This window comes from Bacillus sp. FSL M7-0558, assembly GCF_038003245.1.
GTDB lineage: Bacteria > Bacillota > Bacilli > Bacillales > Bacillaceae > Bacillus > Bacillus pumilus.
Window position 1 is genome coordinate 2,927,991 of sequence record NZ_JBBOOU010000001.1, and the last position, 14,533, is coordinate 2,942,523.

A 14,533-nucleotide genomic window follows, 5' to 3' on the forward strand; every position below is an offset into this window, starting at 1 on the left:
CATCTCTTCATTTTATTTCACCATTTTTAATAAGGCGTCTCTTCCAATGGTTCCAACTGTAATGCCTAACGCTTCTGCAGCGTATGTCACAGATTCTAAAGGGGCATCAAGCAATTGCTCTATCGTTCTCACACCAACTGCTCTCCCTGCGATAATACCTCTATCTGCAAGCTTTTCATTTAAGAGCCCGACATCCAGTGCACCGCACATAATATACCCATGTTCATTTGTCACTGCCATAAAATTCGTCTTCGGCAGTTTGACGGTGACGGCTGTAAAGGAATGTCCATCAATATTAATAGGTGTTAAATTCACCAAATCCCTTCACTCCTCTCATCACAATCTATGTGACAAGAGGGCGAGTGTTGTTAGGCTAAAGCGGATTTCATGTGGCTTCCTTCAGGCGCCAAGTAAGCACATCACGTAAAAATTCCGGCATGAAATATTCAATGTGTTCATGGTCACGGATATGAGGAAATAGAGAGCCTAATGTATACATATCGACTGTGCCAACCGTATATAAGGCGTCTTTTCTGATCAATTGATCATGCACAAAAACATCCTTTACTCGTTTGGTTTCACCTTCTTCTACTGTATAGGTGAGGCCGCTATACAGCATTTTCCCCATCAACTCACCTCTAAAGCCGAAGCCCTTGATGCGTAGCTGTTCCATTTTTTCTTCACAGGCACGCCGAACGGTTTCGATGAGCTGTTGACCGGAAAGCGTCACCCTAATTGGGTTAATGGGATGCGGGCAGATTCGGTGGACTTCTTCTCTAGTCACGATTCCTGCCTCTAATGAATCAAGCACCATGCCTGCATTCATCATGCCGATATCTGCCCCGCACCAATCTTTAATGGCATCTGTTAAGAGCTGCGGAAGCGGGGATTCATCAAACCACTTCGTTTCTAGCCTTGACTCAATCGCAGTTACTTTCTCCTGCATGAGGGCTCTCGCTCTTCTCTCTGCTTGCTGTAAGGTAGTGATCGCTTCATCTGATTCACTGATCAGTTGCTCCACTGACTGCACCGTTGCTTTTTTCTCGATTAACTCTTTGCTCGCTGTGTCAATGGTCAGCTCGACACAGCCAATATAATGCCCATACTTTTCAGCGCATGCAAGCAGTACCCCATTGTCCATTTCACCCTGTTCTAACAAATGATGCGTGTGTGAGCCTAGGATAATATCGATGTCAGGAAAATCACGGGCGACCTCCCGATCATGGATGATACCAAGATGGGATAAGAGCACAATGATATCCGCTTGTCCCTTCACTTCCTGCAGCATGTCCCGTATGCTGTCAAACGGATCTGTAATCTCCCAGCCCAGCTTTTCATAGACAGGTGTATACGCAATGGTCACACCTAAGAGACATATTTTCAGTCCGTTTTCCATTTGGATTATATGATAAGGCTGTGCCCACGATGGTCTTTTGCCTTTCTCAAATAAATTAGACAGGATCACTGGAAATTGCGCATGCTCGTACAATTGATCGAGCTGATCATGAGGCAGCGTAATGCCTTCATTATTCCCAATCGTGACCCCATCATAGCCAAGTTGATTGAGAAGCTTGACGTTTACCTTTCCATAATCAGCTTCTGACACAAGGTTCACTCGGTCCATATGATCGCCAATATCAAACAAGAGCATCTGATCGTGAACTTGACGCTTTTCCTCAATATAAGCTGCGATTTTGGGCCAGTTCTCAAAGTGGCTGTGCAAGTCGTTTGTATGATATAACCATAGCTTCTGCAGCATGTTGATCTCTCCCTCAAGTTGTCACTGAACCGTCTCATTTAAGTTGAAAGCCGCAGCTCTCATTTAACTAAATAAATCTAACTGCTTCGGAGAAAGGCTTGAATACGTAATATCCAGCAAATCAATCATCTGCTGACCATTCGCCGCTGCATCTCCGCCGGAGTTATTATTAAACACGACATACACATCTTTTGATTGCTGATGCAGGATGTCGAGATTCTTTTTCCACTCTTTTAATTCAGCTTCATTATATAAATATAAGTATCGCACTTCACGCCAATTCTCATGGTCTGCTGGGTGAAGCCAGCCCTGTTTATTTCTTCCGTGAAAACGGACCAATGTTTTATCACGGTGCGTAGCTTGTATGACTGGCGGAATGGAGCCTTCTCCAACTTGCGGCTCATCACAAACAGAATGAATCCAGCCTTCTTTTTCCATAAAGGACAAGGTCTGCTCATAAAATTCATCTGAGAACCATGTGCGGTTACGGAATTCGAGGGCACACGGAATGTCCCCCATCTTCTCTTTACACCATCTTAAATAAAGGACGTGCTCTTTTTTGCAATCAAACCATGGTGGAAATTGAAATAGAACCATGGCTAGTTTCCCTTCACGAATAAGCGGAGTCAATGAAAGAATAAATGCGTCAAACATCTCTTCCTTCGAAGCAAACGGAATTTCGCCTCTCTGATGACCGGTCATTCCTTGATATGCTTTCACGACAAATTGAAAGGTATCTGGCGTATCCTTGATCCACTTTTCATGATTACGTTCAGGCTGAACTGCATAAAAGCTGGCATCCAGCTCCACAATGGGAAACGTAGACGAATAGTGAAACAGCTTTTGCGCGCTGCCGATTTTCGGCGGATAAAGACTGTCATGGTCACCCCAGCCAGTTAATCCGATATAAATCATGTTTCTCACCTCTTGCCACTCTCATGTATAGACGGCTTCCTCACATGAAAGCCTTTTTCTCTTGTCATACCCATCTTTCTGAAAGAAATTCTTCTGTCTACAACATATCATATTTGCCCGTAATTCTGAATGAAGATGACTGATGGTGCGTGATTTTATCATGAACTCTGTTTGTTTGTGATATTAGTTGACAACTTTCTATCTTAAATGATTTGAGCTGATAACATAAAATGCATATCAGAGAAGTGAACAGTGATTGTCCATTTATTTATTCATCTTCACCAAGAACTAAAGTTCTCAATAAAGGAGACTTAGTGGATATGAACTTAGACGATAACCAGTTTGAAGCATTGCAAAAAATCGCCGAAAGGATTCACAAGCCTGTCTATTTGTGTAACCAGCATGGGCGCCTTCTCTGCAACTCGCACATCATCATCACGAGCCCAGATTGGATTCGCATTCTCCCCTTTTTCAAAAGCCGGACACCCCATTATTTTTCAATAATAGATACGAAGCAAACCTTTTCTGTCTTTCCGATTGATCTAACCGAACAAACATGTGAGTATGTGGTCATTCCTTCCTTCATCCTTCCGCTGGATGAAACACTGCAAGTCATCATTGAACAAGCAGTACACGAAATCTCGATTGCGCGAATGAGACAATATTCTGCCCAGCAAACGGCCAAGCGTGCCAGAAATGAAGGATTTCGCAGATGGATAGAGGGTTCATCGTATTCTCAGCAAGACGCTGCAAACATTGCGAAGGCGTTTGGATTAAATGTAGATAGCAGCTATCTATGTATGATCTGTCAGCTCGATCAGTGTCATGAGACCACTCATTTTTTCAAGCAGCAACTGATGTTAGAACAAGTCATTGATCTGCTCGACAGCGCACTTCCAAGCTCTCCTTTCCCTTCCTTTTTATTTGTCAAAGGTGATATGGGCATTGTATTAATGGAAGAGACGGGCAGTTGGTCAGAGATGAGTGAAAGACTCCTTTCTTTTTTGAAGCAGCTGCAGATGCTCGTTAGCCTTCAAGTGAATCACACCATTTCCTTTGGCGCGAGCTTGACTAGTTGTCGCATCAATTACCTGTCTGAGGGGTACAGAGAAGCATTAGAAGCGCTTCAAGCCGGACATCTCTCGGCGCAGTCGGAATATATACACTTCTATCAGGCAAAGGATGTGCCAGATTTATTAAAGCTTATTCCAAGAAAGGATTTAGTCACGTTTCACCAGATGCACCTTCACCCGTTATATGAAGCCGGTCAAAATCTCCTCCACACCTTATCTGTCTATTTAGAAACGCATTGCCACATTTCAGAAACAGCGAAACGTTTGTCTATTCATCGCAACACGGTCATTTATCGATTGGAGAAGTGTGAGGAGCTGCTGCGGATCAGCTTAAAAGACCCTGAAACCACATTAAGGCTGCGCTTAGCATTACGTATTCACATGCTTCTTTCACCCCATCCTGAGTGAATGTTTTCTTCCGAAGCTTCATATAGTTTGGAGGAGAAAAATGATACAAGAGGAGGGATGATAAATGGATGATGAGCTGCGTCACATCCCGCAGCCCATTCGAGAGGATGGTGCTGGTGCCACCGATCTAGGCCCGCGGGACGTCCTTCGAGATATCGAGAACCCAGATATGCTTGTTCCACCTAAAACCGATGCCGGAATCATTCCTAATTTAAAATTTTCATATTCCGATACACATATGCATTTAAATCATGGCGGCTGGTCGAGAGAAATTACGAAGCGAGAGCTGCCTGTTTCCACAACGATTGCGGGTGTCAACATGCGGCTGACTCGAGGCGGAGTGCGAGAGCTCCATTGGCATAAGCAGGCTGAATGGGCGTATATGATTTTAGGAAAAGCCCGCATCACCTCTGTAGATGCAGAAGGGCGAAATATGATCGCTGATGTAGCAGAAGGAGATTTATGGTATTTCCCCCCAGGTATTCCGCACTCCATTCAAGGACTTGAGGACGGGTGTGAATTTCTTTTAGTCTTTGATGATGGCGCTTTTTCTGAATTTGATACGTTCACCATCACAGACTGGTTTGCCCATACACCGAAAAACATTCTCTCCGACAATTTTGGCGTTCCTAAGAAGCTGTTTGACCATATTCCGAATAAGCAGCGCTACATGTTTCAAGGCTCTCCGCCAGCATCAATAGAAAGCCAAACGGTATCTGATCCATACGGAAGCATCGAGCCGCCATTTACGTACCAGCTGCTTCGCCAAAAACCGCTGACGACCTCTGGGGGAACTGTCCGCATTGTCGATTCACGGAATTTCCCTGTTTCAAAAACCATTGCAGCTGCGCTTGTTGAAGTAAAGCCTGGCGGCATGAGAGAAATGCACTGGCACCCTAATAATGATGAGTGGCAATATTATTTAACCGGTACAGCCAAAATGACGGTCTTTGGAGCCGGGGGCACTGCCCGCACCTTTAATTACAGAGCAGGTGATGTCGGATATGTTCCTTTTGGTATGGGACATTACATCCAAAATATCGGCCAAACGAGCCTTTGGTTTTTAGAAATTTTTAAAAGTGATCGCTTTGCAGATATTTCGTTAAATCAGTTGATGGCCTTAACCCCTCCTCAATTAGTGAAAGAGCATTTGCATGTAGATGATGCTATGATTCGTGCGCTTCATAAAGAAAAATCACCTGTCGTGAAATATAAGAGATGATGCGCATCAAAAAACCGATCAAGCCGTACTGATCGGTTTTTTATAAACAAATTTTAAGAAACTGTCGAAGGATGCTGCACTTTTTTCCCCCACACGATGGATGCAATGAAGCTTATGCAAAGCACCAGTGTTCCGAGCATAAAAGGAAACTCAATATTCACATCAAATAAAATGCCCGCAAGGCTCGGTCCGACAATATTGGCAAGGCTCATAAAGGATGTATTGAGGCCGCCCGCTACTCCTTGCTGATTACCTGCCATTTTGGACAGCAATGTATTGAGGGCTGGACGAACAAATGATGTAGCCGACAAAAATAAAATAGAGCCTGCAAAGATTAGCCAAAAGGACGGTGCAACACGGCAGACGATGAGCATCAAAGCCGCTCCTAGCAGTGCATAACGCACGACGCGCATTTCACCAAATCGTTTCACAGAGGCATTCACCAACGCACCTTGGACAAGCACGCCTGCAAGACCCGCAACCGTAATCACAAACGCAATATCCTTCGGTGTAAATCCATGTTTTTGGTCTACATATAAGCCGAAAATCGATTCAAAATGAATGATGCCAAAATTGAGGACAAACGCCAATATAAACAAAAAACCGTAGGATGTCTTTAAAGCTTGCAGCATTTGTACAAACGGGTTGAAATGAATGTCTTTGTTTAACCTCGCTTCTTCCTGCTTTTCCTTTGTTAATGTTTCAGGTAAAAACAGGATGGACAATAGGGTAGAAAGAGCTGCAAAGGAACCTGCGATGAGAAAAGGAAAAGCGATTCCGTACTCGACCAAATAGCCGCCTACGCCTGGTCCAATGACAAAGCCTAACGTCATTGCAGCACTAAATAGCCCCATTCCTTTCCCTCGATCCTTCTCACTTGTGATATCAGCGATGTATGCAAACATGGCTGGCATGAGTAAAGCCCCGGCAGCACCGCCTAAAAATCGTGACACAAACAGCATCCAAAGCTGATCAGCAAATGCAAAAATAAACTGGGCAATCGTAAAGCCGGCAATCCCCGCAATGATCAATTTTCTACGTCCAAATCGATCGGTCAATGCGCCTGCGACCGGCGATAAAGCAAACTGTGTAAGACCTGTTGCAGCGACAAGAAAACCGAGTGTTTTTCCTGTTGCGCCAAAGGCTTCAATGTAACTTGGCATGACAGGGACAATGAGGCCAAAGCCAAGCATGGCAATAAAAATATTGAGCATCAAAATATATAATCTGCCCATTTTCTTCATATCAAAAAACCTCTTTCTGCAAAATAAATGAAAATGATGACAAAAATGATCAGAACTTCTTCAGTATAGCGATATCACTGTCTATAAGTCTAGTTTTTCAAAATTTAGTTTTCTTTTCCAAATAAAAAATACCCGCAAATAGCGAGTATCCTTATGACTTTATTCACCTTGTTCATAGATAGAAAGAGCCGCCTGAAGCCCTGCGCCGCAATGGATGGATGCACCATGCTTGATTAAAATTGCTTCTAGCCCTGCTAACACAAACAGCACATTTTCTTTTCGGCAGCTATAGCCCATTGTGCCAATTCTCCATATACGTCCGGCTAGCGGTCCAAAGGAGCTGGCAATTTCGATACCAAAATGCTTAAGCAGATCGGCACGTACCGCTTCTCCATCCATACCACTTGGAATCTCAATACATGTCACAACCGGCATTTTACAATGTGGATCACCGAACAATTCAAGTCCCATCGCTTCAAGTCCTTTCATCAAGGCCTTCTCGTGATATGCGTGCCTTTGGAAACGCTCAGACAGACCTTCTTCCAGCACAACACGAACCCCTTCTCGAAGTGCATAGAGCATCGTTGTCGCTTCTGTATGATGATTTAATCGCCTAGGGCTCCAATAATCCTGAAGCTGGCTGAGATCAAAGTAATTGCTTTTAATTGGAGAAATATCCATTTGCTCCTGCAATTCATCCTGTGTCGCAATTCCCTTTTCCACTTTCTTTCTCGATTCAACGACAGCTGCCACCCGGTCATTATACGTGATAGGTGACATGCCTGATGGAACAGACAAGCACTTCTGCGTACCGCCAATCGCCGCATCAATCTTCCATTCATCCACTTTCACCTGAACCCCGCCAATGGTTGCTACAGCGTCTACAATGAACAATGCATCCAGTGCCCGGCACGCTTCACCAATTTGCTCAAGTGGCTGCAACCGCCCGGTAGATGTTTCACCATGGACCATCGCAACGATTTTAGACTTGACCTGCTTCATTTTCTGAATGATATCGCTAGGGTCAAAAACGGTTCCCCATTCACATTCCATTGTATGTACCTCAGCACCATAGCGCTGTCCTATTTCAATGAGAAGATGACCGAACCGGCCAAAGACAGGCACAAGCATCGAATCTCCCGGCTCAATGACACTGGCAAGCACAGCTTCAAGCCCTGAACGAGACGTGCCGTCAATTGGAAAAGCCCATTCATTTTCTGTTTGGAAAAGGGACCGCAATAAGGTCATCGTCTCATTCATGATATGTGTAAATGCTGGATCAAATTGACCAAGAATTGGCGTACTCATTACACGGAGCACCCTGGGATCTACTTCAACAGGTCCTGGTGTCATAATCGTTCTTGAAGGTATTTGCAGTTCTTTCACGTTATCCATCCTTTCCCTTGCTGTCATCCTATATGCCCACTTATACAGTAATGCTGATAAAATAGCAATCTCTTTTCCTATGAACTCATTACATAAAATTTACGAGAAATCCATTTATTTCTTTCTGACATTATGATAGAAATAAAGAGAATACATTCCCTATCAAGGAGGAAATCGAATGAAGAGAACCTTATTTGGAACTGTGGCTGCCGGAATCATGATATTCGGTACGTTAGCCGCCCCGCTGCCGCAAACTGCGAATGCTCAAAGCTTTACTTTGAATGAACCGAGCCAAACCATCACATTTTCCCCGTTACAGCTTCAAAACGAAACATCTACACAACAAGCGAAAACAACCGCTACAAGTCAAATCGATTCCTATTATCAATCTGCTAATGGCAAATCAGGAACCGCTTTAAAAAAAGCTTTACACGATATTATTGATGATCATAAGCAGCTATCCTACAGCCAAGTTTGGGATGCCTTAAAGAAAACAGATGAAGATCCAAAAAATCCAAACAACGTGCTCTTGCTCTATAGCGGTGTCTCTCGCTCAAAGCAATCGAATGGCGGAAATGTTGGCCAGTGGAACCGGGAGCATGTCTGGGCTAAGTCACACGGCAATTTTGGGACAAGCCAGGGCCCAGGTACAGATCTCCATCATCTGCGAGCAACAGACGTACAAACGAATAGTACTCGTGGAAATTTAGATTTTGATCTGGGCGGAAATGAATACAAGGGAGCGCCGGGCAATTTTTACGATAGCGACTCATTCGAACCTCACAGCCGGGTGAAAGGGGATGTGGCAAGAATGCTCTTTTATATGGCGGTGCGGTACGAGGGCGATGACCGCTTTCCAGATTTAGAATTAAACGACAAAGTGAATAATGGTAGCGCCCCTCTTCACGGCAAAATGTCCGTACTTCTCAAGTGGCACAAACAAGATCCTGTCGATCAAATCGAACGAAACCGCAACGAGATCATTTATGAAACGTATCAGAACAACCGCAATCCCTTTATCGATCACCCAGAATGGGCAAGTGAGATTTGGGAATAAAAAAGAAAGGCACTGCTACGAACAAGCAGTGCCTTTCTTTTTATCAAGAGGACAGACAAGACAATAATCGAGACTCTCAGATTTTTTCTCGAGCTTATAATACATACAGCAAGTCTTTCGGTTGGATGTTTCTAGTAAACTGTCATCTAAGTTTAAGCTGTGATGAAATGGATTTTGTTTTGCTCCAAATACATCACCAGTTGCTTGCTTCAGATACAGATAATCCTCTCGCACGCGCTGCTTCACCGCAGGGTCTTCAGCCTCTCGCATCATGCTGCGATAAAGAGAATTGATGCGAACTGCTATATTTTCCCACAAAATGGTATACGGAAGTCTTGACGTACGCTTCAGTACATCTAAAAGAGGTGTGACACACTCCGTAAACAGCGCATGCACAACCTGCTCTCTCCATTCATTCCGATCTCCTTCTAATGGAACAAACGAACACAATGACTCATCAATTTCGATTTTCCGATCCTCTCTAAAGACAGATGCCTCTGGTGGAAACTGATAAACACCGTCATACAGCGTCATCATGTACAAAGAGGAACTGACCGCTAAGTAGGCATAACGCTTTGAAAACATCGACGCTGCTACCGCCACATTCGGTGCATGCATAGCTTCCTTTTCAGCCTCTAATAAACGCAGGACAGATGCTTCTGAAAAAAGCGCAGCAAGTGTGCGATCAGATGTCATTGGTCCATTTGTGATGTGTACCCCGAAATCAAGTAATTCTCTCTCAACCCACTCTGGCCTCATATCAAAACCTCCATCTTTCGTTTATCGATTTCTCTGCTGGTATAACAAATAAATAAAGAACGGTGCCCCAATTGCAGCTGTGAATACACCTGCTGGTACATCTAACGGTAGAAAAGCCGTTCTAGCGACTAAATCTGCGAGCATCACGAGAATACTTCCAACAAGCGCAGATGCCGGGACCAGCGCAATGAAGGAACGGCCGATGATCATCCGTGCAACATGCGGCGCCATCAGTCCAACAAATTCAATACCGCCAGCAAAGGCAACAGCAATCCCTGCCAATGTCACACTCATCAGCAGAAAGAATAACCGTTTTGCCTGCACTTTTACCCCGAGACCTGTTGCAAGATCATCTCCAAGCTCCTTCACATTCATCGTTCTTGCTAACACCATGACAATCGGTAAAATGATCATGATCCAAGGAAGCATCGACGTGACGTCCTTCATCGTAGAACCATATAAACTGCCTGTCAGCCAGATATATGATTTTGTCGTCGTCATCGTATCACTAAGAACAAGAGTAAACGTCACACACGCCTTCATGATGGCAGAAATCCCAATGCCCATTAGGACAAGTGTAATTGGCTTAACCCCTTTTTTCCATGAAAGCAAATAAATCAGACACGAGACAGCAAACGCACCTGCAATCGCCCATAAGGATTGATATGCAATAGGCACAGTGCCCATCCAAAAGACAATAAACATAATCGCACCGAACGAAGCACCACTCGTAATCCCAATGATGTCAGGCGATGCAAGCGGATTGCGGATTAATCCTTGCAAAATGAGCCCTGATACCGCAAGTGCGGCCCCTACTAAGACAGCCAGCAGTGTTCTTGGAATCCTCAGTGTATTGAGCACAAAGGTATTTCCCTCTCCCTGACCGATTATATGAAGAAGCACATCCACAGGCGAAATAAATCGGCTGCCCATACAGAGACTGAGAATAAATAACCCAAAAGCAATGGCCGTCAATAAAAGTAAAATCAAAAACGTCCGCTTTGAAAATTGAAATGAAATGCGCCCGCCCTTTGAACGCACTGTATATGTTTTAGCCACCTGTCTTCAACCCCTTGCGCACGAGATAAACAAATAGAGGCGCTCCTGCTACCGCCGTCATGACACCAATCGGTACTTCCTGCGGCATGATCAGAAAACGAGCCGCAAGGTCTGCGACAAGTAAAAGCGACGCCCCCACTACGGCACAATACGGCAGTACCCAGCGGTGGTCAGGTCCGACAAGCTTTTTCACAATATGCGGCACTAGAAAACCAACAAATCCAATCGATCCTGCGACAGCGACGGAACCACCCGCTAAAAAGACGACGAGAACTCCCATCGTGATTTTCAGCGCCAGCGTACGTTGACCAAGTCCCTTCGCAATATCATCTCCTGACAAAAGGACATTGATGGAGCGTCCAAGAAGCAGCGCCACAACTGTCGCACCTAAAATATAAGGCAAAACAGGCAGCAGCATATCAATGCTTCTTCCAGAAACTGAACCCGCCATCCAAAACAGGATGCTTTGAATCGACTGTTCATTCACGATTAAAAGACCTTGTGTAAAGGACGCAAACAGTGCAGATATCGCCGCACCTGCAAGGACAATTTTGACCGGTGTCAATCCATCTCTTCCAATGGAGCCCAAGAGAAAAACGAGCATCCCTGCAATTGCCGCACCTAGAAAGGCTGTCCACATATAGCCTGTTAATGACTCTGTTGAAAAGAAAACAATTGAAATGACGATAAAAAATAGTCCACCTGCATTAATTCCTAACAAATCTGGCGCTGCAAGCGGATTTCTCGTTAATGCCTGCATCAGTGCACCTGAAATCGCTAGACTTGATCCAACAACTGTTGCAATTAAAGCTCTTGATAATCTGGATGTCATGACAATGACACTGTTTGGATCCGATTCATCAAAATGAAGAAACGCATGGATGGTGGCTTTGAGGGAAATCGAGGTTTGCCCAAGAGAAATGCTGAGTATAAAAAAGACCACCATCAATACGACGAATCCAGCAAACAGCAGCGCCTTGCTCGAATCCTTTTTTAATAAACTTCTCATCTGATTCCCGCTTTCAATCTGTTATGGAAAAAGGAGAAAATGGTTTTTCACATTTTCTCCTCTGTTATCCTTATTTATCAATTCCGAGACGATCATCAATATCATCAAGCATCATGTTTGCAGCGATAATACCGCCGCCCATGTTCCAAGTGATTTCATCCACTTTATGCACTTGTTTCGCTTTCACTGCGTCAAGCTGCTTCCATAAAGGATGACTCGTCCACTCTTTATAAGCTTTTTCAACGGCTTTATCCTGATCATCCATGAAGTAATAGATGACATCTGCATCCATTTGCGGAATGCTCTCTTTGTCTGTCAGTGTAATGATGTCTTGCTTTTTATCTTTGACATTCTTAGGTCCTTCAAAGCCTAGCTCTGTTAAAATTGACCCTGCGAATCCAGTTTGATAGATTCTAGCATGATCTGCACGGAAGTTCACTACAGACACACTCATTGGCCAGTTTTTGATGTCTTTTTTCGCTTTTTCTTTGAAGTCAGCGACGCGGTCATCCCACTTCGTTAGCAATTCTTTTGATTTGTCTTGCTGGTTTAACGCTTCACCCATTAATTTCACTGTATCTTTAAATGTGAACACTGTTTCTGTTGCAACAGTTGGAGCGATTTCTTGCAGTTGATCAAAAATTTGCTCGTGGCGGACTTTTGATGCAATGATCAAGTCTGGGTTAAGTTTTTCAATTTCCTCTAAGTTTGGCTGTATTTCCTGTCCAACAATTTTGACATCCTTTAAATCATCTCTTAAATATTTATACGTAGGTGCTTCAAGCCAAGATTCTACAACACCCACTGGTTTAATGCCCATCGCGACTGCTGCATCTGTTGCTCCTTGGTACAGCGTCACAATACGCTTTGGTTTATCCTTAATATTGTCAGTTGAACCGATAGCGCTTTCAACGGTTCTTGTTTTTTCTTTATTAGCTGACTTGCCTTCACTGCTATTGCTGCCGCAAGCTGCAAGTAAAACGATGGAGAGCACAACTAATAGCGACCAAAAAGATTTTTTGAACATGTACCTCACCTATCCATTCTATATGTAGTCATATCGTTTGATAACGATTCTCATTATCACACTATGATTTTATCATAGAAAAGGATGGTGTCAATGTAAATTTTTAAGAAAAAGGGAGAGTGTTGACTAGTTGTTCATACTAAATAGAACGATTCCACATTTGGATGGTCCTTCCAATCTGTTTTCCCGCTTCTAGTAACACCGACAAATGGGTATGTCCATCCATCACTTCATAGACTGATTGTTTTCTGATCGTTTCATCGGGCAGCTCATGATAGGCAGGAAATTTTTCTATATCATACAGCTCATCCTCACTTCCTACTAACATCGCATATGGCCGATCCATCATCGCAAATTGTTTTTTAGGTGCAGATGGGGTTAAGGCAAGTGCTAGATTGACGGTGATGGCTGTCAACAAAAGCGGATCCTGCTCGACTGCCCATATTGGATAGTGAAAACGAACGGCTTCAGAATGACTCATCAGCAATCCTTTTGTCATGGCAGACAGAACGAATTTCCATACTTGAACGGTTGCAAATGGGATTTGATTAGGGCTCGCAGTGCCTGATTTATAGCCAAATTCAGGGGCAATAAAAAAGTACCCGTCTACTTCTCTTTTTTTCGGCCAAGATAGGTAGTTTAGCAGTAATCCCGCTCCAGATGAATGCCCGCAAAGATAAACAGCTCCTTTATGCTGCTGTTTGACCATATTCACAAACTGCGAAATATCGTGCCACACATCTGTGACACTAGGTGTATCACCCTTTTTTCCATCAGAATAGCCGTGACCTCTTAAATCGATTAAAAACGTATTCACATGAAAATCATGTTGCAGCGTATAGGCGATATGCTCGTAACCAGCTAGGCTGTGAGCGCCTCCACCATGGATCAAGATGACATTTGCCACGTTCTTTTTTTCTGCTAAAAACGGATAATACGCAAGGCTTGTGCCGTCGTGTGATGACATGAATTGTCTTTCTGGAATATGAACAGGAGCTGCCTGCTGCATACTTGTAAATGAAAATGGTTCTGTCTTCGTGTCTGTCAATTTTTTCGCTCCTTCAAACAGAAACGAGAATGGCAAGCGATACTGGCCATTCTCATGACTACATTCTATTAAGTAATATCCCGCAAAGGAAAGGTCTTGTTTTGAATAATGGCAACAATTTGTTTTAACGCTTTTTATGCTTCGGGTATAGGAAAGACGTAATTTATTTCATAGCTTTTCATGCTTTTTTGGGCAGTGCAATGACAATATTTCTATAAAGCTTTTTTAATTTTCAGCATCAATTTCTAAGTCCGCATTCAACGATAATTCTTCATGAACAAATCCATTGATATCGTTCTTATTTATTGTCCTATTGTATACCAACTTTTAAGTAGCAAGTAATGAATTTATTATTACCCACTATGACTTTTTAGCATTTTAATAAAGAAAAATATCACCATTCTCTTTATACATATTATTGTGACCGCTGAGCAGAATGAGATACTTTTTCACTAGATATGATAACATGCTTTTTTCCAGTTAATGATGTTCATTTCACCCGGCGGTCACAACAATAAGCCATATGCTGATGAATTTCAGAAAAACAATCATTTTTTTATGATTATC

Annotated in this window: 13 protein-coding genes; 3 read left to right on the forward strand and 10 right to left on the reverse strand. The window is 43.4% G+C overall.

Annotated elements, in window-relative coordinates:
- Window positions 1-12: 12 nt before the first annotated feature.
- From MHB79_RS14960 to MHB79_RS14970, 3 genes are all read right to left on the reverse strand, one after another.
- Window positions 13-318, reverse strand: coding sequence for a YunC family protein (locus MHB79_RS14960; protein WP_050944071.1), 306 nt, complete (start codon window positions 316-318; stop codon window positions 13-15).
- A gap of 67 nt (window positions 319-385) precedes the next feature.
- Window positions 386-1,759 carry a bifunctional metallophosphatase/5'-nucleotidase gene (locus MHB79_RS14965; protein WP_335343211.1) on the reverse strand — a complete coding sequence of 458 codons (1,374 nt, stop codon included), beginning with the start codon at window positions 1,757-1,759 and terminating at the stop codon, window positions 386-388.
- Between the two features lie 63 nt (window positions 1,760-1,822).
- Complete coding sequence (locus tag MHB79_RS14970; RefSeq protein WP_003212748.1) at window positions 1,823-2,674, reverse strand: DUF72 domain-containing protein; 852 nt, start codon at window positions 2,672-2,674, stop codon at window positions 1,823-1,825.
- A gap of 320 nt (window positions 2,675-2,994) precedes the next feature.
- On the opposite strand from MHB79_RS14970, the gene MHB79_RS14975 reads away from it, so the two are divergent.
- A complete protein-coding gene (locus tag MHB79_RS14975; protein ID WP_340990086.1) occupies window positions 2,995-4,155 on the forward strand; it encodes a PucR family transcriptional regulator in 1,161 nt (386 codons plus the stop codon).
- Between the two features lie 64 nt (window positions 4,156-4,219).
- Window positions 4,220-5,377 carry an oxalate decarboxylase family bicupin gene (locus MHB79_RS14980; RefSeq protein WP_340990088.1) on the forward strand — a complete coding sequence of 386 codons (1,158 nt, stop codon included), beginning with the start codon at window positions 4,220-4,222 and terminating at the stop codon, window positions 5,375-5,377.
- Between the two features lie 53 nt (window positions 5,378-5,430).
- Here the strand turns inward: MHB79_RS14980 and MHB79_RS14985 are convergent, their stop codons facing one another.
- Both MHB79_RS14985 and MHB79_RS14990 read right to left on the reverse strand, forming a co-directional pair.
- The gene (locus tag MHB79_RS14985) at window positions 5,431-6,621 is read right to left on the reverse strand and encodes a tetracycline resistance MFS efflux pump (RefSeq protein WP_003213581.1); all 1,191 of its coding nucleotides are present in this window, start codon (window positions 6,619-6,621) and stop codon (window positions 5,431-5,433) included.
- Between the two features lie 159 nt (window positions 6,622-6,780).
- Window positions 6,781-8,016 (reverse strand): pyridoxal-phosphate-dependent aminotransferase family protein, encoded by a 1,236-nt coding sequence (locus tag MHB79_RS14990; RefSeq protein ID WP_340990090.1) that lies wholly within the window; start codon window positions 8,014-8,016, stop codon window positions 6,781-6,783.
- Between the two features lie 169 nt (window positions 8,017-8,185).
- Between MHB79_RS14990 and MHB79_RS14995 the strand changes: the two genes are divergently transcribed.
- Window positions 8,186-9,064 (forward strand): endonuclease I family protein, encoded by an 879-nt coding sequence (locus tag MHB79_RS14995; RefSeq protein WP_340990091.1) that lies wholly within the window; start codon window positions 8,186-8,188, stop codon window positions 9,062-9,064.
- A gap of 15 nt (window positions 9,065-9,079) precedes the next feature.
- On the opposite strand, the gene MHB79_RS15000 is transcribed toward MHB79_RS14995, so the two are convergent.
- The 5 genes from MHB79_RS15000 to MHB79_RS15020 form a co-directional block, all read right to left on the reverse strand.
- Complete coding sequence (locus tag MHB79_RS15000; RefSeq protein WP_340990093.1) at window positions 9,080-9,823, reverse strand: IucA/IucC family C-terminal-domain containing protein; 744 nt, start codon at window positions 9,821-9,823, stop codon at window positions 9,080-9,082.
- A gap of 21 nt (window positions 9,824-9,844) precedes the next feature.
- A complete protein-coding gene (locus MHB79_RS15005; protein ID WP_003212627.1) occupies window positions 9,845-10,882 on the reverse strand; it encodes a FecCD family ABC transporter permease in 1,038 nt (345 codons plus the stop codon).
- Window positions 10,875-11,891 (reverse strand): FecCD family ABC transporter permease, encoded by a 1,017-nt coding sequence (locus tag MHB79_RS15010; protein WP_003213394.1) that lies wholly within the window; start codon window positions 11,889-11,891, stop codon window positions 10,875-10,877. The genes MHB79_RS15005 and MHB79_RS15010 overlap by 8 nt, the downstream gene beginning before the upstream one ends.
- Before the next feature lie 70 nt (window positions 11,892-11,961).
- Entirely contained in the window at window positions 11,962-12,918 is a 957-nt protein-coding gene (locus tag MHB79_RS15015) for an ABC transporter substrate-binding protein (protein WP_226803994.1), read from the reverse strand.
- Window positions 12,919-13,057: 139 nt separating this feature from the next.
- Window positions 13,058-13,966 carry an alpha/beta fold hydrolase gene (locus tag MHB79_RS15020; RefSeq protein WP_340866506.1) on the reverse strand — a complete coding sequence of 303 codons (909 nt, stop codon included), beginning with the start codon at window positions 13,964-13,966 and terminating at the stop codon, window positions 13,058-13,060.
- Between the last annotated feature and the right edge of the window lie 567 nt (window positions 13,967-14,533).